This is a genomic window from Thomasclavelia sp., assembly GCF_017889095.1.
GTDB lineage: Bacteria > Bacillota_I > Bacilli_A > Erysipelotrichales > Coprobacillaceae > Thomasclavelia.
In genome coordinates, this window is the sequence record NZ_JAGHEW010000376.1 from 1 (window position 1) to 21,429 (window position 21,429).

Sequence of the window (21,429 nt, forward strand, 5' to 3'; positions counted from 1 at the left end):
ATATAAAAGAGAAACTGCAAAAAGATATAGCGGATTATTCAGCAGAAATTCAAAATCTCAGAAGGGAGGTGAAGTTATATGAGGGTATAAAGGAACGGTCTTTAAAGATGAAAGTAAAATTGGAAACCATTCAGAAAGAAGAAAAAGAAAAGGAGCGTGATCAAGATGAACGCAGGGGGCGAAACCGCAGATCAGTTCGTGAGAATGAATTTACAGGGAATTGAAATAGCGGCTAATGTAGCATTGAAAGCTGGGGGTATGGCATCAAAGTCGCTTGCTGTTACATTGTATGCGATTCTTACTGACAGGAAAAAAGTCAAAGGAAAAGCAAGACTGAATACCATGCTTAAAAGCGGTAAGGAACTGAAAGTGTTTGCTATTCAGTATGATGATCTAAAACTGTTTGTAAAAGAGGCAAAGCGATATGGCGTGATGTACTGCGTATTAAAGGAAAAGCATAAGCGTAACGGTATTTGTGATATTTTAGTTAGGGCAGAAGATGCCGCTAAAATTACACGAATCATTGATAAGTTTGAACTGGCTACAGTGGATACCAAAACGTTAAATGATAAAACTGCTGAAATGATGAATCGGGAAAGCATGAGAGATGTTCCGCCTTTGGGTGATAAAGAACATGATGAAATGGTTCGTCAAATGATGGAATCGATGAAACAGGAAAAAGATGGTCAAAACCCCAGCAAGGCTCGAACGAAGAAGGACGCAACTCAGTTCGGGCATACATCAACGAAAGCAAAAAAAAGATTCGATACTATTAAACCGGAGCGTCCATCAGTTCGTGATGAATTGAGAAAAATAAAGCATAGAAGAACCAGAAAGGCTCGATACAAAAATCAAAAACAAAAACAGAAAGCGAGGTAGAAGCAAATGAAAGATATTTATTCAAGACTTATGGCATCACAAAACGCATCACCTAAACCTGCTAAAAAAATCAGCAGGGAAGAATACGCTAAACAGAAGCGTGAACAAAAAAATGAACTTTATAAGATGGCGGACAGGCAGTTAAATAAAGTGATTTCGTCACCAGTACAGTATCTTGAATTTTTAAAACTTACAGCAAGATTAAATTATACCGTAACCAATCTGCTATTAGTGATGGCTCAAAAACCAGATGCGGTATTCTTAAAAGATAGTGATTACTGGAAAGAAAAGAAACTGTATATCAGACAGGATGAAAAAGGCATTCAAATTTTAAAACCAGATGGGGAATATGAAAAAAGCAACGGTTCTGCTGGCACAAATTACAGGGTAAAATATGTTTTCGATGCATCGCAAATTAACACGAAAAAATCATTCTATAAAAAACCGGTAATGAATGTGGAAAATCTGATTACAGGTCTTACCTATGAATCACCTGTCAAACTGGAATTAACGCAAATGGAAAGTATCAAAGATGTTTATTATTCAAGTCAGAAGGAACGTATTTATTATGCTGATCAACTGGAGCCGGCGGTACTGATACATGGACTGTTGAGGGAATTCTCTGCGGTAGAATATGAACAGCAGGATCAGCATTCATTTGATGGTCATGAAAAGTTCTGTATGGACAGTGCTGCCTATATATTATGCAACAAATATGGTGTACCGGTAGATGATGTGGATTTTGCAAAAGATGTTGGCGAAGTCTTTTATGATAAAAAGCCGTATGAAATAAAAAAACAGCTTTATACGATACAGTCCATAGTGAAAGATGTCAGTGATAGAATTGATAAAGGAATTTATATTTCTCAGCAGAACAGGGATAACAGGGACCAAATGGTTCGATGATTGGAAAGTAAATATGAAACACGAAGAGCATCATTATTTTATTCTGTTTATGCTAGGTTTTATTCCCATTGTATGGTTTGGACTGTTAATTGCTCCTTATATATCCGATGGATTGATTTATGCGTTACCTGAAATGACAGTTGCAATCTATCATCCATTTCATGTTGTATGGTGTGAAAACAGCCTTAAAATGGTCGGTCTAATGACAGTGATTTATATCTGTGTAGCGGGTATTGTATTATCCAGTAGAAGAAATTACCGAAGAAACGTAGAATACGGTTCAGCGAAATGGGGTGATACCAAAAAGGTCAATCAAAAGTATGCAAGCAAAGACTTTACTTCTAATAAGATACTAAGTCAAAATGTAAGAATAGGTTTAGACGGTAAGAAACATCGAAGAAATCTTAACACTATTATTATTGGTGGTAGTGGTGCAGGTAAGACGAGGTTTTACTGTAAGCCTAATATTATGCAGTGTAATACCAGCTTTGTCTGTCTTGATCCCAAAGGTGAGATTTTGAGAGATGTAGGAAATCTTCTTGAAAAAGAGGGATATGTGATCAAGGTCATTGATCTGATCAATATGCAAAAAAGTCACTGTTATAATCCTTTTAGATATATTCAGGACGATAAAGATGTTTTAAAACTGATCACCAATCTTATTCGTAATACGACACCAAAAGGGAGTCAAAATCAGGATCCTTTTTGGGAAAAATCGGAAACAGCACTTTTGGAGGCTTTATGCCTGTATCTTCTCCATGAAGCACCTGAAGAAGAACAGAATTTTACAATGGTCATGGAAATGATTGCAGCCGCTGAAGTAAGAGAAGATGACGAAGATTATCAAAGCCCATTAGATGAGTTATTTGAAAGACTCGAAATGAGGAATCCAGAAAGTCTTGCAGTAAAACAGTATAAAATTTATAAACAGGCCGCTGGAAAAACAGCAAAATCTATTTTAGTGTCTGTTGGCGTTCGACTGGCTGCTTTTAACTTGGAAAGTATAGCAGGGATTACTTCTACTGATGAATTGGAACTGGAACTCATGGGAGAAAGAAAGACCGCTCTGTTTGCAGTTATTCCCGATAATGACAGTACCTTTAATTTTCTTGTCGGTATGTTGTATACCCAGCTGTTTCAGATTTTATATTACAGTGCGGATATTATTCATGGTGGAGAGTTGCCGCTAGCTGTCCATTTTTTAATGGACGAATTTGCCAACGTCGCCTTACCGGACGAATTTGACAAACTGTTATCGACTATGCGTTCCAGAAAGATATTTGTTTCTATCATTCTTCAGAATCTTGCACAGATCAAAGCATTATATAAAGATGCTTGGGAAAGTATCGTCGGCAATTGTGACGAATTATACTATCTGGGTGGGAATGAACAGTCTACTCACAAGTTTATTAGCGAATATTTAGGCAAGGAAACACTGGATACAAATACCTATGGCAAATCCAGCGGAAAAAGCGGAAGCTACTCAACCAATTATCAGCAGGTTGGTCGAGAATTATTAACACCTGATGAGGTACGATTGCTTAATAATGATTATGCGTTACTGTTTATTCGAGGTGAAAGACCTATTTTTGATAAGAAATACGATATTCTAAAACATCCTAATGTTAAATATACAAAAGACGGAGGAACGAAACCTTACGAACATGGAAAAATAAAATATACTGTTGAAGAATGGGAAAATATCATACTTTCAGAAGATTATGAATTTTTCTCCGATGAAGATATTGAGGAATACTTTAACGATATTGATGATGATGTCACAGAAGAATATTAAAAAGCTAAAGATGAAGCAGGTGGTCATGAAAACTGCCTGTTTTTTATTTTACAAAAATGATTTTATGGGGGTTATATAAATGAAAGGAAATAAGCGTTTAATGCTGATAAAATTGAAAAGAATGTTGTGGATGTGCTATGTCATGAGTGTACTGATTCTAAATGTAGGAGCAGTACCTGTTTTTGCAGAGGGAGATCCCCTTACAGTGATCAACAATCTGTCAAATTTTATTTTCAGCCTAATTCGAGCTATTGGTATGATTTTGCTTGGTTTTGGTGTTGTTCAGGTGGGTCTGTCCTTAAAAAGCCATGATCCGAGTCAACGTGCCAATGGTTTTTTAACTGTTGCAGGCGGTATCGTCATTACGTTTGCAAAAGAAATTTTAAACACCATTGTAGGTGGATAAATGGCAGTAAGCAAAGGAGGTGGTTTTATTGGGTGGAATTTTAGATAATCTAACCAATGCAATCAATACATGGAATGAAAAAATGTCGGAAATATGGCTTTTGCTGACGCAGACACCACAGACCTTTAAAGGCGGTCATATTTGGACTGTTATCGTTAAAATTCATAATGCTTTAACAGCAATAGGACTTGCACTGCTTGTTCTGTTTTTTGTGGTCGGCATGGTCAAAACGTGTACAAGCCTGACAGAAATAAAACGTCCTGAGCAGGCACTAAGACTGTTTTTGAGATTTGCCGTTGCCAGAGTGATTGTCACTTATGGAATGACGATCATGACAAAAGTATTTGAAATTGTTCAGGGAATTACCAGCAAAATTATGACAACTGTCGGTGTGGGAAGTGCAACGACCACTACGATTCCCAAAGTGATTGAAGAAGCAATCGATGATTGCGGTTTTTTAGAGTCTATTCCTTTATGGGCTGTTACTTTGCTGGGAGGAATATTTATTACTATTCTTTCTTTTGTTCTGATTCTAACAGTCTATAGCCGCTTTTTTAAACTTTATATGTATACTGCAATCAGCCCGATTCCTTTATCTGCTTCAGCAAGTGAAAGCACACAATCGGTGGCTGTTACCTTTATTAAAAGCTATATGGGAGTCTGCCTCGAAGGAGCGATTATCGTTCTGGCCTGTGTTATATTTTCTGCATTTGCATCCTCCGCTCCGGCAATTGACGCTGAAGCGAGTGCTGTTTCAATGCTATGGACATATATAGGCGAAATTGTGTTTAATATGCTGGTGTTAGTCGGAACGGTCAAGATGAGCGATAGAATTGTAAAAGATATGATGGGATTATAATTAAATGGCTAAAAATATGCATATTATTCTCTAATTATGGTATAATATTGCCATAAGAGAGGAGGAGATGAATGATGCCACGTATTATACCCATTAGTGAACTGAAAAATACTGCAGATATTTCCGACAAGTGCCACCAGCAGGACGAACCTATTTATATTACAAAAAATGGATATGGAGATATGGTCATTATGAGTATAGAAGTGTATGAAAAAATGATGAAAAAATTTGAAATTTACAAAGACATCGAAATCTCTGAAAAACAGATGAAAGAAGGAAAAGTCAGAGATGCAAGACAGTCATTAAACGAGATGAGAGCAAAATATGGGCTATAAATTAGATATAACTGAACGTGCTGAAGAATTAACTACCCGACAGATCGATTATTTGCTCTACACTGTAAAAAGTGAAAGAGCAGCCAGACATCTTTTTGATGAAATAGATAAAATTTATAGCCGACTTGAAGAAAATCCTTATCAGTTTCCAATATGTAAAGATAGTTATCTTGCCAGAAAAGGTTATCACGAAGCTGTCTTATCTAATATGAATTATACTGTTATTTTTTCTATATCCGATATGACAGTCACTGTATTAGGGGTATTTCATCAGTTGGAAAACTATGCTCTAAAAGTTTAGTCAGACAAATATTACAGAATATAAAATACTAAGATAACCGGCATACTAATCAACGTGTGTCGGTTTTTAAGTATGATGAAAGGTGAAAAAATGGAAATAAAAATTAATAAAGATATTAGAAAATATACGGAAAGCATTGTGTTAGGTTTATCCCTGAGACAGTGCTTTTTTTCTGTACTGGCATGTGTCATCGCCATTATCATTTATTTTTCTTTTATTAATAAACTGGGTTTAGAGATAACGAGCTGGATATGTATTATAGGGGCAGTCCCTTTTGCATCTTTAGGATTTGTCACTTATCAGGAAATGACGTTTGAAAAAATTATACTTCATGCCTGGAAATCACTCTGGCTTTCAGGAAAAAAATTAATTTTTAAACCCGTCAATTTATATTATGAAATATTAAGAAGTTTTATCGATGTTAAGCGAAAGGAGTCGTTAGGCGTTAATGATAAAAAGTTACGAAAGATTAAAAAAACAGAACAGAGAAAAAATAAAAGTACCAAAATCCGCTCAGGACGTGATCAATATTGATACGATCTATGCTGACGGTATTTTTTGTGTAGGAAAAAAGTATTCGAAAACGTATCGATTTAAAGATATTAATTATTCCATTGCATCGAAAGAGGAAAAAGTGGGTTTATTTTTACATTACAGTGAACTGCTCAATTCTTTAGATAGCAGTGTGATGACCAAAATAACAATTAATAATCGAAAAATAGATATTAAAAATTTTAAGGAAAATATACTTATTCCTTTAAAAGGTGATCATCTGGATAAGTACCGCAAGGAATATAACGATATGCTGTTAGAAAAAGTTGAACAGGCAGAATCTATAAGTCAGGAAAAATATATTACGGTCACTGTTTTTAAAAATTCTATTGAAGAGGCTAGAACCTTTTTCTCCAGAACCTTTACTGAATTGTCAGCACATTTTGCAAGACTTGGAAGTGAATTGGAGGAACTCGATGCTGTTGAACGACTTAAACTGTTGCATGATTTTTACCGCTGTGGTGAAGAGGGAAACTTTCAGTTTGATCTAAAGGACTTTATGCGTAAAGGTCATCACTTTAAAGATGCTATTTGTCCCCGTCAGCCGGAATTTCACCACAAATATTTTAAGCTTGGTGATAAATACGGACGAGTGATGTATCTGTCTAACTTTGCCACATATATCAAAGATTCTTTTGTCAGCGAACTGTGCTCTTTTAATAAAAATCTGATGTACAGTATGGATATAATTGTCGTCCCAACCGATGAAGCGGTAAAAGAAGTTGAAAATCGACTTTTAGGGGTTGAAACAAACATTACGAACTGGCAAAGACGCCAGAATGCTAACAATAACTTTTCAGCAGTTATCCCGTATGATATGGAGGCTCAAAGGAAAGAGAGTAAGGAATTTTTAGATGATCTGATTGTCAGGGACCAGAGAATGATGCTGGGGTGCATGACACTGGTTCATTTAGCGGATTCAAAAGAAGAACTGGATAATGATACAGATACACTTATGAGCATTGCAAGAAAATATATGTGTGAACTCTCTGTTTTGGCTTTTGCCAGCAGACAGCTTGAGGGACTGATGAGTGTACTTCCAATTGAGGGGAATAAACTTGATATAGTGAGAACGCTTTTAACCGAAAGTATGGCAGTTTTTATGCCATTCAGGGCACAGGAAATTAGTGATGCAGGAGGAATATGGTTTGGGCAGAATGCCATTACCAATAATTTAATATTATGCAATAAAGAAAAACTGATGAATCCCAATGCATTTCAGCTAGGTGTACCCGGCTCAGGTAAAAGTTTTTTAACCAAAGAGCAGATTGTTTTTATTGCCCTGTCAACGGACGATGACATTATTATTTGCGATCCGGAATCGGAATACTCACTGCTGGTTAAGGAATTAGGGGGTGAGGTTATCCAGATTGCTGTAGGAAGTCCTAACCATATTAACGCTCTCGATATGAATGAGGGTTATGGAGATAGTGGCAATCCTGTAGGAGATAAATCTCAATTCATCATGTCTTTATTCGAGCAGCTTGATCGTGACGGTATTAAACCGATTGACCGTTCCATTATTGATCGATGTGTTGCACTGGTTTATCAGGATTATTATAAAACCGGAAAAGTGCCAACATTGGTCACTTTAAGAAAAAAACTTTTAGAACAGCCGGAATTGGAAGCAAGGAGCCTGGCATTGAAACTGGAATTATTTACCGACGGTTCATTAGATGCTTTTGCCCATGAAACAAATGTCGATACATCAAGTCGCATTGTTTCCTATGACATTTTTAAGCTGGGTAAACAGCTCAAGACGATGGGATTATTGGTTATCACCGATGCCATGATCAATCGTGTTAATGACAACTGGCGAAAAGGAAAAAGAACGCATATCATTATCGACGAGTTTCACGTTGTTTTTGAAAACGAAGAAAGTGCAAGTTTCTTTAATTCAGCGTGGCGACAGTTTAGAAAGCGTGATGGTTATCCCATCGGTATTACGCAGAATGTGGAATATTTGCTGGACAGTGTTCAGGCAAGTACAATGCTTTCAAACAGTGAGTTTGTTGTTATGCTGAATCAGGCTTATCAGGATCGTGAAAAACTGGCAACATTACTGAATATCTCTGATGAACAGTTGAGCTATATTACAAATGCTCAGGCTGGTTGCGGACTGATCAAATACGGAGGAAATCTTGTTCCCTTTGTGAATCGATTCCCTAAAAATACTGAACTATATAAACTTATGACAACTAAACCGTCAGACAGAGAAAAAGGAGAGGATAATGAATGGAAGAAATGAAAACAATAACTGAAGACGGAATTGTAATGCAATATTTAGATTTGCTTGAATCAAATGATAAGAAAGAAGAACTTAATGAAACCAGAGAACTGCTGGATTATATCAGCAGTCTTGAAAAACAGTTTAATCAGGTGGTCAATGAACTTCATGATGTAAGAGAAGTGTTGGACAGTATGCAAAATCCTACAATGAAAGAACGATTAAATCATGTAGTGGATAAATTACAGGTAACGGTTAATGAAGGAATTAAAAGTTTGAATAGCATCAAGACTCAGCTGATTTCTTCTATGAAAGAATGTATTTCTTCTGTAAAGCAGAAAGGGAAGAACACTTTAGTGAAGACGGTCAATATTTTGCATATTAAAGATGGCTTGAAAAAATTGCAGAAGAGTTTTTATGCCGGAATGAAAAAAACAATGGAGTTAGACCATACAAGTCAGCAAATTTCGAGTGAACTGAGCAATGCTAAACGAAATGTAAAAAATGTTGTACGACTTCTAAGAGGAAAAAAGCCATTGGAAACGGTAAATGACAGCAAAAAAATAACGGTTGTCCAAAAAAGCAGTCGAGCTATGTTTAAAAGATTCAGAACAATGGCTATCAGTAATTCTAAGCTGATTCGTAAATTAGATGAGCTGGATAAAAGCTCGGTAAAAAAAGATTTGAAACTTTTAAATCACAAAAGTAAAAATAATCCAAATATGATAATAAATAAAAAGGCTCCCGAACGTTAACGGGAGTCTTTATTATAATCTGTTATTTAAGTAATCGAAGAGTTCCTGATATTTATGTATTTTTTCTTTGTTCGCCATGAGTCCAATGGATAATCCGGCAGTAAAAAAGTTAAGAAAATCGCGATATTCTTCATGAAAAAGGATTTGATTCTGCAGGTTCTGATATTTATCTGTCAGTTTTTTTACCTCTTCTTTTGGTAAGCTTTTTCTTAGTAAACTGATAATTTCCTTTTCTGTTTCAACTAGTTCGTGAGCGGTTTTTTGATACATTAAATCATGACTGGTATCATAGTGATCAAAACTGATCAGTTTTCTGTATATGTCAAGAACGATTTTATCCATTGTGGAATACCTCGCTTTTATTTATGTAGGTTAATATATTATTTATCATTGGTTCATTTTGATATGAATTTAGTTTTAATCCTAGTAGGATACCGATGGATAATACATTTTTAAAATCATCAAACCGCAGATTAGTTTCATGCAGGAAATATAGCTGTTCCATCTGATTAAAAATGGCAGCTTTTTCTTTTAATGTTAAGTTTTTATCGGGTTCATTCATCAATGTTTTTTGCAGATCATCGATTTGTTTTTCAATCTTTAATATTTTTTTTGAATGCTGATGTGTATTAAACTCTTCTAGATAGTGATCAAATAACAGTTTATAAATATCTTCGTTTTGCATTTGTCATCCTCCCTTCAGTATTTATTTTATAAAAAATGGTTGGAGATACAAATGTGCGATTTAACAGAAAGGATGCGTTATGGTAAAAAAAATAAAAACAAAAGAATCATCAAAAACTGTCAAAACTTCTGATAAAAAAAGAAATTTACAGCATTTTGAAAAAAAGATCATTTTGTCACAGAAAGATATGGTCGTACCCAAAAACAGTAATGAAAAAGAACAGGATAATCAGTATGCAGTCAATAAAACTGTTGCAGTGGAGAAAAAAGCCTTCCAGACTGCTTTTAAAAAAAGAAGATTATCAGTTAGAAAGAAAAAAGATCATAATAATCAGGTATTTGATACACTATCTTTAAAAAAAGATAGTGATGATTTGAATGAGGATAAATTAAATATAAAAAACAAAGAAAAAATTCAAACAAAAAAGATAAAAGATTTAAATTTTATCAGACAAAAAAAAGCGGATCAATACAGTCCGATAAAGTCAAAGGAAAATGAAAGTAAAACCATTATTAATCATTCTGATTCCTATACATCAAGAATGAAGAACTACTGGATAGCAGGATACAAAAATAAACTCAAGAACTTGAAAAACAGGAATAAAACAGTAAATGTAGTATCATCATTAGGATCAGGGGTATTTCATGGCGGTACGTTCATATATAAAAAAGCGAAAAACGGTATTAATTTTTTGATCACTGCCGGAACAGGTCTGATTATTTTAATTGTTATTACTTTATTTATTGGTTTGTTTTCGGCACTGTCGGACGACACTACTACAGTCAATGCAGAAGCCTATGTGAGTGAAGAAGTATTGGCTTATACTGAGGTGATTGAAAAATATGCGGTTGAATATAATATAGCGGATTATGTTCCGCTGATTCAGGCTGTAATGATGCAGGAAAGCGGTGGGAAGGGAAAAGACCCAATGCAGTCCTCTGAGTGCGGTTTTAATGAAAAATATCCCAGAAAACCGGGAGGAATTACCGATCCTGATTATTCTATTCAGGTAGGTATTCAAAATTTAGCAGACTGTCTAGATAAAGCTAAAGTTAAGGAAATAAGTGACATTGATAATATTTCTCTGGCTCTACAGGGTTATAATTATGGTAATGGCTACATATCATGGGCAGTAAAAAATTTTGGCGGATATACAAAGGCAAATGCAAAAGTCTTTAGTGATCAGAAGAAAGCTGAACTGAAAACAGATGTATATGGAGATCCGGATTATGTACCTCATGTACTGCGTTATTATCATCCCGGACAGGGAGGTATTGTACTGGCTGCAAAATCACAGGTTGGAACCGCAGGTGGTAAAAAATACTGGGAATGGTATGGTCTTAATCAGAGGGTGAACTGGTGTGCAATATTTGTATCATGGTGTGCTTATGAAAGCGGGGATATTGGAACGAATATTCCAAAATTTGCTGCTACTTATGATGGTATGGCATGGTTTACAAGACATAATAAATGGAAGGATAAAAGTTATACACCTGTACCGGGTGATATTATTTTCTTTGACTGGGAAGATAACAAACTTCCAGATCATGTAGGAATTGTTGTAAAAGTCGAGGATGGAAAAATATATACTGTGGAGGGAAACAGTAATGATGAGGTAAAAAGTAAAGAGTATGATAAAAATTATAAACATATATTAGGATATGGCATAAGATTGGGGTAAGAATAAAATGATGGATATAGGTAAACGTATAAAAATTTTAAGAAAAAGAAAGAATATGACTCAAAAAGAACTTGGCATTTTGCTTGGGTTTAAAGAAAGTACGGCTGTTGTTCGGATTACACAGTATGAAAAAAACAGCAGAATGCCTAGAGATAATATTTTACAAAAAATAAGTAATATATTTGATGTAAAAAAAGAAGTGTTGACCAGCAGTACAGGTGATCCAGTTATCGATTTATGTATCGATATGTACTGGCTAAGCATGGAAGGCATTGCACCTTTGCTGGTCTTTAGTTTTTTTAAAAGTGTAAATGAGTTATTTCCATTAAAATACGGAGAGTTTAATAATTTAGTTGGTAGATATATGATTTAACTGTCTTTTATTAAGAAATAATCTAGTTGATTTCGGACTTGCTGTAGATAACCTTGCCTAAAATTTTTACAGGAAGTTCTTCTACTTCCTTAGCAGTGAAATAGCGATTATTGTAGTTGGGATTTGCTGCTTCTAAAATCAGCAGGTCCTTTTTTTTGATAACCCTTTTTACAGTAGCTTCTTCATCGATTAGAACAACAGCAATCGTTCCTGAAGGAACATCAGAACACTGTTTAACATAAATTAAATCATTATCATGAATATGAGCTCCGTCCATTGAATCACCGGTAACTCGCAAAAAGAAATCTCCTCTATAGAAATCTCTAGATGTTACCTCTTCATAGCTTTCTATGTTTTGATCAGCTAGAAGATTATATCCGGCTTTGACCGTTCCAATAATAGGTTTTTCATAAACTTCTTTTTCCTTTAATAGCTGCTCAACATCTATTTTTAACATATAAGATAATCGTTCGATAACCTCCTGATTGACAGCTTTGGTATCTCCCTTTAACCAGCGGGTGATAGTGGAACGATTAACATTGAGTTGATCAGCAATTTGCTGGTGTGTCATACCGGTTTTTAATTTATATTCTTTTAAATAGTCTTTAAATTGCATAAAACCACCTTCTTTACCACATTATAAGACAGAAGTCAACATGTTGCAATAAAAAAGAACAATAAATTAAAATGAATTCCAATATTTTGGAGTCTATTTCATTTTGTTGCATTTATAGTTGAATTATGCAACAAAGATAAATATAATGAAAATTGAAAGGAGGCAAAGATGGACATGAATAAAATTTATTTCTGTATCGATCTTAAAAGTTTTTTCGCATCCGTAGAATGTAGTGAACGTCATTTAGATCCGTTTGAAGAAAATCTAGTTGTGGCTGATCCAACAAGAGGAAAAGGAGCATTATGTTTAGCAATTACACCCAAGATGAAGTCTATGGGAATAAAAAATAGATGTCGATTATTTGAAATCCCGGATAATGTAAAATATCATATTGCTACACCAAGAATGAAACTGTACATGGAATATTCCTCTACAATTTATTCTATTTATTTAAAATACGTTAGCACTAATGATATTCATGTTTATTCCATTGACGAGTGTTTCATTGATGCAACTGACTATCTTAAATACTATAAAATGAAACCTAAAGAATTTGCAAAAATGATTATGCAGGATGTTTTTAACCAGACAAATATTACTGCTACATGTGGAATAGGTACAAATCTTTACCTGGCTAAAGTGGCGTTGGATATTCTAGCTAAACATCAAAAAGATAATATTGGAATGCTAAATGAAAAGCTTTATCAGAAATATTTATGGCATTATCTCCCTTTAACTGATTTTTGGCATATTGGCAGAGGTATTTCAAATCATCTTAGTCAACTGGGAATTACCGATATGTATGATTTGGCACATTATAGAGAAGATGTGTTATATAAAGAGTTCGGAATTAATGCAGAATATATTATTGATCATGCGTGGGGAAAGGAACCCACCACAATTTCAGAGATAAAGCAGTATCAGCCTCAAAGCAATTCTATTTCACATTCGCAGGTACTGTTTGAAGATTATGAATATCAAGATGCCCTGCTCGTATTAAAAGAAATGGTGGAAGTAACGATATATCGACTTGTTGAAAATCGTCTGGTAAGTGATCAGATTTCTTTAAGCATAGGATACTCTAACAATATTATTAAAGGTACAGGCGGTTCACGAAAAATTTCAGTTAGAACGAATTCACTTAAAATAATGACAGAAGAATTTGTTGATTTATTTATAAGAACAACCTGTAAAGAATATCCTATTCGTACTATTGCAATCGGATTTGGAAATTTGTTAGATGAATTCTATGAGAGTTATGATTTATTTACAGATTTTGAGGAACTTGACAGAGAAAAAAGACTTCAGGAAGCAATTATCCAGATAAAACACCGATATGGGAAAAATGCTGTTCTAAAAGGTATGAATAAACTAGAAAAAGCAACAACAGAAAAAAGGAACACGTTGATTGGTGGTCACAATGCCTGATAAAAAACTTCAAAGAGCAAAATTATTCCTATCGTATGATGCTTTAAAAGGATTTACAGAACTGATCAGAGAGAAGGAAAAAAAGATAATACCAAAAAAGGAGTTATCTGCTGATGATTATGATGAGTTGAATTGGAAGATAAAGAGTCTGAAGTCAGGAATGTTGGTACAAATAACTTACTATGACCTTGATCAATATATTCAGAAAGAAGGAATGGTTGCTTTAGTAGACTTAAATAATAAAATAATTCGCATAGTAGATAAAGAAATTAAATTAAAAGATATTGTTAAAATAGAATTTATGTAAATGAAGTGGTGGCTATAATGAAAGAAGTTATTATCAATAGCAGAAATCTCATTTATATGTTATGTGATCTCATGGAAATCAAAAGACCGGATATTTATTATTTTTGTAAGACAAAAGCAAATTTTAAACTGTATGATAGCCATTTAAATCTTATATCTTACGATCAGCGTGATTTAAATACAAGTGTAAAATATATTAAATACATCTATGAGGAAAATACTGTTTATATAAATTTGAAAATTTTTTCAGATATTGTCAAAGCATATATCGTTATTATCAAACTATTAAGGGGAATTTATCAGTATGAGCAGGCTCTAAGATATAGTAAAGATTTGCCATGCTGTAAAGATGCCCATAATTTTTACTATATTTATATTCAAACAGACAGTTATAAACAGCATAAAGCATATATAAATTCAGCTGATGAATTAGATAAATTTGCCTTTGCATATATTATTATGCGATGTGTTTTTGATCATAATATTTATTTCAAAGGATTAGAACAAAACAGATATGCAGAAAAAGTTAATTGGTTAATACAGGAATACCCAGAAGATCAATTAATGCAGATGAAAGAAAAATATCAAATTATACCAATAAAATCTGATCAATAAAAAAATAGAAGTTTCCTTCTATTTAAAATCAGATAATATAGAACAATCGTACTCAAAAGGTACGATTTTTTTATTTTGGATTGTATGCTGTTTACGATATTACGAAGAAAAAGTCGTAGAATTAACTATTCTACGACCAATAATATAGCACATATGACTAAAAAGTTAAAGAAAAATATTTAATTTATGGCGTTTTTGTATTAATTAGTAAAGTTCTTGTACTAAACAACCATTTAGCCATTTTTAACTTATCTAATATGATATTTAGAAAAAGAAAAGGAGAACAGAAAATGGAAAAAGAAATTTACATCAAAAAATTAGCAGAGGAGTGGCTAAATTATAAAGAATTGACAGTCAAATACTCTACACTAATGAGGTATCAGGAAATCATTGAGAATTATTTAGAAAACATGGATAAAGAAAAACCAATCAGCAGTTGGAATGAAGTGGACTTTGAAAAGTGGTATTACAACTTTTTAAAAAATAGCCAACTATCAAAAAGTACTCATAACATGATTAATGTTGTTTTAAAAGATATACTTAAATTTGGTATAAAAAGACATGGATTTGAAAAATGTGATTTATCATTTATGAAAAAGCAGAAAGAGAAGAAAGAAATCCAAGTACTAACAAACGATGAATATCAGCGTTTGTTAAGTTATTGTAAGGAAAATATGAATTTTACTACAGTATCTGTTTATACATGTTTGCACACTGGACTAAGAATTGGTGAGATATGCGGTTTAAAATGGGAAGATATTCAATTAGAAAACCAGACTCTTTCTGTCAATAGAACAGTTCAAAGAATAAAAAACAAGGATTCTGATGGACCTAAAACGAAAATAATGATTTCATCTCCAAAATCCGATTCATCAGCTAGAGTTGTGGTTTTAGCTGATTTCTTAATTGACTATCTTAAAGTTTATAAATCAATCGTCCAGCCTAAAACAGAAAACTGTTTCTTGATAACAAATAACACAAACACTCCGGATACAAGAAATATACAAAGAAATTTTAAAAGAATTTGTAACAAATTAAATATTTCACTAACTTTTCATGGATTAAGACATACATTTGCAACTCACTGTGTTGAATGCTCAATGGATATTAAGACATTAAGTGAGCTTCTAGGACATTCTAGTGTAGCATTTACGATGGATATGTATGTTCACCCAAGCCTAAATTACATGAAAGAACAGATTAATAAAATATCTAAATTAATGGTCGTAGAATAGTTAATTCTACGACATTTTATTAATTTCGTATGACCTAATTTTATAAGGAAGATGGTAGATGTACTGGTATTTCATTAATGTTCAATCAAAGTATACAAAGAGAATTCTTAATTTTTTTAACAGTCAGAATGATACTTTAGCTTTTGTACCAAAAACAGAAAAATGGATTGGTGCTAAAAGTGTCAGAAGTTACATTGTAAAAGATTTATATCCTGATTACATATTTGTTAAATCAAATTTGAACGAGAATGAATTTATGGACAAGTATGAGAAGTTTTTCGAGAATATCAAAAATGTTGCCGTTCTAGTAAAACAGGGAAATTCATATTCAATGCAAAAAAGTATACAGGATTTATTTGAAAAGCTGTTTGATCAATATGGAGTAATTCTTCATTCTACTGGTAATATCATTCGTTCAAAATTAAAGATTGATCAGGGACCATTATGTGGTATGGAAGAATCTATTACTAAAATCAATAGACATCAGCGAACCGCTAAGTTTGATTTCAAAGAGAATAACTTGTCATTGATTGTTCCTTTGGAAATCATCAGTAAGAGCTAATTAGGGAATTGTGAAAAACAATGAACTATTATGTTTTATTTTGTCAGACAGTGAAGACAGAAAAAATATGTCAGAGATTGAATAATTATGATGAAATACAAGTGTTTATACCAAAAATGGAAAGATATTTTCGATTAAAGAATATTATTGAATTACAGGTTATGTTTCCCGGATATCTATTCATTAAAACAGAATTAAGTCAAATGGAATTTGATTCATTGTTACTTTCAATGAATGAACAAAGAGATGGTATCATCAAGGAACTGAAGAAAAAAGAAGTAACTGCTTTAACTGATGATGAAATCAATCTGTTGCATCGCTTATTAGATAAGGATGCCATATTGAGAATGTCAGAAGGTCATAAGGAAAAAGGAAAGACAGTAGTGACCAAAGGTCCCCTGATTTTTTTTCAAAAAGATATTATCGATTCTGACAAGAGAGATCAGTTGGCTGTTTTAAATATAAGGTTTCTTGATAGAAATATCATTGCAGGTTTGTTATTTAAGCAAAACAAATAAGATATTGCGTGTGGTGTCTCTGCCTTTATCTAGATTGTTTGAACATAATTTTTCCCAGTCTGATATAAAGTATAACTTATCGGAATGGGAAGATACTATCTAAAATCGAATATGGAATAAACCATATGTAGAAATATGTATGGTTTTTTATTTTGGAATGATAGGAATTATAAATTTAAGCTTAAATAACATTGCGAAAAAAAGGGAGAGTGAGAATTTGTATAAAAAATTATTAATTATTGGAGCAGGTGGTCATGGACAATGTTGTCAGGAAATTGCTTTGGATATGAAAATGTTTTCTCAGATTAATTTTCTTGATGATCATCCTAATGATAAGGTCAATGTTATTGGTACAATTGATGAAATGAGCAGTTATTATCCAGAATATGAAAATATCTTTATTGCAATAGGTAACAACACTTTAAGATGCCGTTTAATGAATCAAGCTGAACAGATTGGTTACAGTCTAGTTTCTTTGATCAGTCCTTATAGTTTTGTTTCAAAATCGGCAATCATTGAAAAAGGTTCAGTAGTTTTTCCTCATGCTGTAATACAGTCCAATACTTTATTGAAACAAGGAGCTATCTTATCCTCTAATGCTTTGGTTGATCATGATGCTATTATTGGAAAATACTGTCATATCAATGGTGGAGCAATTATTCCATCTCTAAGTCATGTCAAAGACTTTACAAAAGTTAATTATGGGGAAGTATATGAAACTCTAGAAGAAGACAATAAATGGCAAGAAAAGTATCAACAGGATTTTGGTAGAGAACCAAGTTTCTTTTAAAAGGAGATAGATATGTATAGTAAAATATTAAAAAGATGGATTGATTTTGTTTTATCTTTATTGGGACTGATTTTATTGAGTCCTGTTTTTATTATTTTATGTATCTGGATAAAGCTAGATTCTAAGGGACCAATATTGTTTAAACAAAAGCGAATAGGAATACATAAAAGACATTTTGATATCTATAAGTTTAGAACTATGTATGTGGATACCCCTAAAGATATGCCAACGCATATGTTAAGTAATCCCAATCAATATATTACTAAAGCAGGAAAGTTTTTAAGAAAAACATCCTTAGATGAATTGCCACAAATTATCAATATATTAAAAGGTGAAATGGCAATTATTGGGCCAAGACCGGCATTATGGAATCAATATGATTTAATTGAAGAAAGAGATAAATATAAGGCAAATGATGTCAGACCAGGATTAACAGGCTGGGCGCAGATCAATGGTAGAGATGAACTGGAAATACCAGTAAAAGCTAAACTAGATGGGGACTATGTCAAGCAAATTTCTTTTTTATTTGATCTAAAATGTTTCTTTGGAACGATTACATCAGTACTTAGAAGTGATGGAGTGGTTGAAGGAGGAACAGGAGAAATGCATAAGAGGGATGGTGAAGTATCATGAAAAAGATATTGATTACTGGAGCCAACAGTTACATCGGAACTTCATTTGAAGACTATATGAAAGATTATTCAGAATATCAAATCGATACATTGGATATGAAAGACCCAAATTGGAACAAATATGACTTTTCAGGATATGATATTGTTTTCCATGTTGCAGGGATTGCACATCAAAAAGAAACAAAAGAAAATGCTTCTTTATATTATAAGATAAATCGAGATTTGGCGATAGAAGTTGCTACAAAAGCAAAACAATCCAATGTAAAGCAATTTATTTTTATGAGTAGTATGAGTGTTTATGGATTAGAATATTCAAATGAATTAATAACACTCAACACACCATTAAAACCTAAGACAAATTATGGAAAAAGTAAAATGGAGGCTGAGGAGCAAATTATGAAATTAGCTGATAAAGATTTTATTATATCCATTGTAAGACCACCAATGGTTTATGGAGATGGTTGTCCCGGTAATTTAACTAAATTATTTAATGCAGTTAGGAAAATCCATATTTTTCCTACTATTAGAAATGAAAGAAGTTCTATAACTGTAGAAAGATTAAGTGAAAAGATAAATGACATTATTGAGGAGAATAAAAGTGAGATTTATTTGCCACAGAATGATGAATACATGTGTACATATGAAATTGTAAAAGAACAAATGATAAAAGAAAAAGTAAAAGTATTATTTATTCCCATCTTTAATCCAATTATTAAAATAATGATTGGAAAAGTAAGGTTAATAACAAAAGTATTTGGAGATTTGAAATATGAAAAATAAAGTTTTAATTGTAACAACCACGCCATACATGATTAGACAATTTTTGATGAATGATATTAGTATTTTACAAGATTTAGACTATCAAGTTGAGGTTGCAACCAATTTTAAAAGCTTTAATGTGATTGATGATGAATCACTAGAACAATTTAGAAAGAAATTAAAATCAATGAATATAACTATTCATCAAGTAAATTTTCCAAGAAGAGTTTTTTCAATCATAGAATTATTAAAATCTTATAAGGAAATGAAAAAATTATTATCTAATAATTACAAATTAATGCATACACACACTCCTATTGCAAGTGTAATATCTAGATTAGCATCAAAAAAATTCAAAAGCCTAAAAGTGATTTATACTGCTCATGGTTTTCATTTTTTTAAGGGTGCTCCTATTATTAATTGGATAACTTTTTATCCTATTGAAAAATGGCTTTCAAAATATACAGATGTTTTAATTACCATTAATAGAGAAGATTATGAAATAGCAGAAAGAAATTTTAAAGCAAAAAAAGTAGAGTATGTTCCAGGAATAGGAATTGATATTGATGCAATAAAAAACATAAGAGTTAATAAGGAAGAAATTAAAAAGTCACTGAAAATACCATCAGAAAATAAAATACTTATTTCTGTTGGGGAATTAAGTAAAAGAAAAAACCATGAACTGGTGATTAAAGCACTAAAAAATAAGCCAAATATAACATATTTAATCTGTGGTCAAGGGAATTTAAAAGACTATTTAGAAAAAATAGCAGATGAAAATAATGTTGATTTAAGACTATTAGGATTTAGAAATGATAGGATAGAACTTATAAAAATAAGTGATATTTTCGTTTTTCCTTCATTACAAGAAGGGTTGCCTGTTGCACTTATGGAAGCTATGGCTTGTGGGTGTGTGTGCGTTGTAAGTAAGATAAGAGGAAATGTTGATTTAATATCTAACAACTTATTTGATCCATTAGATATTGACGACTGTAGAAAATGTGTTTTTTCAGCTTCCAATGAATTGATCAATTTAGAACAAATGGAAAAATATTCGACAAATTATATTAAATCAATAGTTAAAGATATATATGTTAAAATTTAGAAAGGAACATGGTATGACAGATAAAACTACAATATCCATAATTATCAGTGGCTTGAAAAATGGAGGTGTAGAAAGATACTTACTGAATAATTTAGAAGGGAAGATTTTGGAAAAATTTAATTTTGTTTTGGTATACCAACATAATCCAGATCTAGAAATTCTAAATAAATTTAAAGAAAAAAAAATAAAGTGTATTAGAGTGCATTCTAAAGAAAAACATCTCATTAAACACATCATAGAACTTTATTCAATAATGAGAAAATATAATATAGAGATAGTGCATGCTCATCAAACAACTATGAATTTTATACCCTTATCTGTAGCTTCTTTTTGTGGTATAAAACATAGGATTAGTCATTCACATAATGCAAAAATTGTTTATAAAAAAAGGATTTATAGTAAGTTAGATAAAATATTTATATTTCTTACTAATTTTTTTCTAACAGAAAGAATATCTTGTGGTGTCGCAGCTGGAAAATATTTATATGGAAAAAAGAATTTTACTATATTTTATAATGCAATAGAATTAGATAAATTTACTTTTGATGAACAAAAAAGACGCATAATAAGAGAAGAATGTAATATAGATGATAATTGTATATTGTTAGGGAATATTGGTAGATTTACTATGCAAAAAAATCAGAAATTTTTAATAAATCTTATCAAAGAATTAAATGGAAACTATAAATTAATGATTGTAGGTGATGGTCCGCTTAAAAATGAAGTGAAATCTTTATCTGAAAAACTAAAATGTAGCAATAAAATAATTTTCATTGAGCCTAATGATAAGATTGATTTTTATTATGCTGCTTTTGATATTTTTTTGCTTCCTAGTCTGTGGGAAGGACTTCCTTTTGTTCTTGTTGAAGCACAAGTTAATGGACTTAAATGTATATGTTCTTCAAATGTAGACAGATCTGTACTAATTGATGATATTACCTTTTTAGATCCAAATAATGTGGACGAGTGGATTGATCAAATAAAAATAATTGGGAAAGATTATGATAGAACAATACAATACAATAAATATGATAACTATAACTTATGCTTTTCTAGAAATAAATTAATAGAATTATATTGTTCTTTAATAAACAAAGATGTGAGGTGAT

At 32.3% G+C, this 21,429-nt stretch carries 26 protein-coding genes and 1 pseudogene; 24 read left to right on the plus strand and 3 right to left on the minus strand.

Going from position 1 to position 21,429, the window contains the following annotated elements; translation table 11 throughout:
- The 11 genes and pseudogenes from J7M77_RS15875 to J7M77_RS15925 all read left to right on the plus strand — a co-directional run.
- A pseudogene (locus tag J7M77_RS15875) lies at positions 1-224 on the plus strand (hypothetical protein); the annotation flags it as partial.
- Complete coding sequence (locus tag J7M77_RS15880) at positions 166-879, plus strand: PcfB family protein (protein WP_296880343.1); 714 nt, start codon at positions 166-168, stop codon at positions 877-879. The pseudogene J7M77_RS15875 and the gene J7M77_RS15880, both read left to right, overlap by 59 nt.
- Before the next feature lie 6 nt (positions 880-885).
- Complete coding sequence (locus J7M77_RS15885; protein ID WP_296880344.1) at positions 886-1,785, plus strand: hypothetical protein; 900 nt, start codon at positions 886-888, stop codon at positions 1,783-1,785.
- Between the two features lie 13 nt (positions 1,786-1,798).
- On the plus strand, positions 1,799-3,580 hold the full coding sequence (locus J7M77_RS15890; RefSeq protein WP_296880345.1) for a VirD4-like conjugal transfer protein, CD1115 family: 1,782 nt from the start codon (positions 1,799-1,801) through the stop codon (positions 3,578-3,580).
- Between the two features lie 79 nt (positions 3,581-3,659).
- Entirely contained in the window at positions 3,660-3,986 is a 327-nt protein-coding gene (locus J7M77_RS15895) for a glutamyl-tRNA amidotransferase (RefSeq protein ID WP_367237042.1), read from the plus strand.
- 82 nt (positions 3,987-4,068) lie between these two features.
- Positions 4,069-4,845 carry a hypothetical protein gene (locus J7M77_RS15900; protein ID WP_296880410.1) on the plus strand — a complete coding sequence of 259 codons (777 nt, stop codon included), beginning with the start codon at positions 4,069-4,071 and terminating at the stop codon, positions 4,843-4,845.
- Positions 4,846-4,916: 71 nt separating this feature from the next.
- Positions 4,917-5,180, plus strand: a complete 264-nt coding sequence (locus tag J7M77_RS15905) for a type II toxin-antitoxin system Phd/YefM family antitoxin (protein ID WP_296880347.1) — start codon at positions 4,917-4,919, stop codon at positions 5,178-5,180.
- Positions 5,170-5,481 (plus strand): type II toxin-antitoxin system RelE/ParE family toxin, encoded by a 312-nt coding sequence (locus J7M77_RS15910; protein ID WP_296880348.1) that lies wholly within the window; start codon positions 5,170-5,172, stop codon positions 5,479-5,481. Before J7M77_RS15905 ends, J7M77_RS15910 begins: the two co-directional genes overlap by 11 nt.
- A 90-nt stretch (positions 5,482-5,571) precedes the next feature.
- Entirely contained in the window at positions 5,572-6,015 is a 444-nt protein-coding gene (locus J7M77_RS15915; protein WP_296880350.1) for a PrgI family protein, read from the plus strand.
- Entirely contained in the window at positions 5,930-8,281 is a 2,352-nt protein-coding gene (locus J7M77_RS15920; protein ID WP_296880352.1) for a VirB4-like conjugal transfer ATPase, CD1110 family, read from the plus strand. The genes J7M77_RS15915 and J7M77_RS15920 overlap by 86 nt, the downstream gene beginning before the upstream one ends.
- Positions 8,269-9,015 carry a DUF6674 family protein gene (locus J7M77_RS15925; RefSeq protein WP_296880354.1) on the plus strand — a complete coding sequence of 249 codons (747 nt, stop codon included), beginning with the start codon at positions 8,269-8,271 and terminating at the stop codon, positions 9,013-9,015. The genes J7M77_RS15920 and J7M77_RS15925 overlap by 13 nt, the downstream gene beginning before the upstream one ends.
- A gap of 12 nt (positions 9,016-9,027) precedes the next feature.
- On the opposite strand, the gene J7M77_RS15930 is transcribed toward J7M77_RS15925, so the two are convergent.
- Positions 9,028-9,357 carry a hypothetical protein gene (locus J7M77_RS15930; RefSeq protein WP_296880356.1) on the minus strand — a complete coding sequence of 110 codons (330 nt, stop codon included), beginning with the start codon at positions 9,355-9,357 and terminating at the stop codon, positions 9,028-9,030.
- Positions 9,350-9,700, minus strand: a complete 351-nt coding sequence (locus J7M77_RS15935) for a hypothetical protein (RefSeq protein WP_296880358.1) — start codon at positions 9,698-9,700, stop codon at positions 9,350-9,352. Before J7M77_RS15935 ends, J7M77_RS15930 begins: the two co-directional genes overlap by 8 nt.
- A 79-nt stretch (positions 9,701-9,779) precedes the next feature.
- Between J7M77_RS15935 and J7M77_RS15940 the strand changes: the two genes are divergently transcribed.
- Positions 9,780-11,381: a lysozyme family protein gene (locus J7M77_RS15940; RefSeq protein ID WP_296880359.1), complete on the plus strand. Its 1,602-nt coding sequence runs from the start codon at positions 9,780-9,782 to the stop codon at positions 11,379-11,381.
- A 7-nt stretch (positions 11,382-11,388) separates the two neighbouring features.
- Positions 11,389-11,754: a helix-turn-helix transcriptional regulator gene (locus tag J7M77_RS15945; RefSeq protein ID WP_296880361.1), complete on the plus strand. Its 366-nt coding sequence runs from the start codon at positions 11,389-11,391 to the stop codon at positions 11,752-11,754.
- Between the two features lie 22 nt (positions 11,755-11,776).
- Here J7M77_RS15945 and J7M77_RS15950 read toward each other — a convergent pair whose 3' ends face one another.
- Positions 11,777-12,370, minus strand: coding sequence for a S24 family peptidase (locus tag J7M77_RS15950; RefSeq protein ID WP_296880363.1), 594 nt, complete (start codon positions 12,368-12,370; stop codon positions 11,777-11,779).
- 174 nt (positions 12,371-12,544) lie between these two features.
- On the opposite strand from J7M77_RS15950, the gene J7M77_RS15955 reads away from it, so the two are divergent.
- From J7M77_RS15955 to J7M77_RS16005, 11 genes are all read left to right on the plus strand, one after another.
- Positions 12,545-13,798, plus strand: a complete 1,254-nt coding sequence (locus J7M77_RS15955; RefSeq protein WP_296880411.1) for a DNA repair protein — start codon at positions 12,545-12,547, stop codon at positions 13,796-13,798.
- The gene (locus J7M77_RS15960) at positions 13,791-14,105 is read left to right on the plus strand and encodes a YolD-like family protein (protein ID WP_296880365.1); all 315 of its coding nucleotides are present in this window, start codon (positions 13,791-13,793) and stop codon (positions 14,103-14,105) included. Before J7M77_RS15955 ends, J7M77_RS15960 begins: the two co-directional genes overlap by 8 nt.
- A gap of 17 nt (positions 14,106-14,122) precedes the next feature.
- Positions 14,123-14,719 (plus strand): hypothetical protein, encoded by a 597-nt coding sequence (locus tag J7M77_RS15965; protein ID WP_296880367.1) that lies wholly within the window; start codon positions 14,123-14,125, stop codon positions 14,717-14,719.
- 290 nt (positions 14,720-15,009) lie between these two features.
- Positions 15,010-15,954, plus strand: coding sequence for a site-specific integrase (locus J7M77_RS15970; protein WP_296880368.1), 945 nt, complete (start codon positions 15,010-15,012; stop codon positions 15,952-15,954).
- 58 nt (positions 15,955-16,012) lie between these two features.
- Positions 16,013-16,516, plus strand: coding sequence for a transcription termination/antitermination NusG family protein (locus J7M77_RS15975; RefSeq protein WP_296880370.1), 504 nt, complete (start codon positions 16,013-16,015; stop codon positions 16,514-16,516).
- A 20-nt stretch (positions 16,517-16,536) separates the two neighbouring features.
- Positions 16,537-17,034 carry a transcription termination/antitermination NusG family protein gene (locus J7M77_RS15980; protein WP_296880372.1) on the plus strand — a complete coding sequence of 166 codons (498 nt, stop codon included), beginning with the start codon at positions 16,537-16,539 and terminating at the stop codon, positions 17,032-17,034.
- Between the two features lie 217 nt (positions 17,035-17,251).
- Entirely contained in the window at positions 17,252-17,824 is a 573-nt protein-coding gene (locus J7M77_RS15985; RefSeq protein WP_296880374.1) for a sialic acid O-acetyltransferase, read from the plus strand.
- Positions 17,825-17,836: 12 nt separating this feature from the next.
- Positions 17,837-18,457, plus strand: coding sequence for a sugar transferase (locus tag J7M77_RS15990; protein WP_296880376.1), 621 nt, complete (start codon positions 17,837-17,839; stop codon positions 18,455-18,457).
- On the plus strand, positions 18,454-19,236 hold the full coding sequence (locus tag J7M77_RS15995) for an NAD-dependent epimerase/dehydratase family protein (RefSeq protein ID WP_296880378.1): 783 nt from the start codon (positions 18,454-18,456) through the stop codon (positions 19,234-19,236). The genes J7M77_RS15990 and J7M77_RS15995 overlap by 4 nt, the downstream gene beginning before the upstream one ends.
- Positions 19,226-20,320 (plus strand): glycosyltransferase, encoded by a 1,095-nt coding sequence (locus J7M77_RS16000; protein WP_296880380.1) that lies wholly within the window; start codon positions 19,226-19,228, stop codon positions 20,318-20,320. Before J7M77_RS15995 ends, J7M77_RS16000 begins: the two co-directional genes overlap by 11 nt.
- A 13-nt stretch (positions 20,321-20,333) precedes the next feature.
- A complete protein-coding gene (locus J7M77_RS16005) occupies positions 20,334-21,428 on the plus strand; it encodes a glycosyltransferase (protein WP_296880381.1) in 1,095 nt (364 codons plus the stop codon).
- Position 21,429 lies beyond the last annotated feature (1 nt).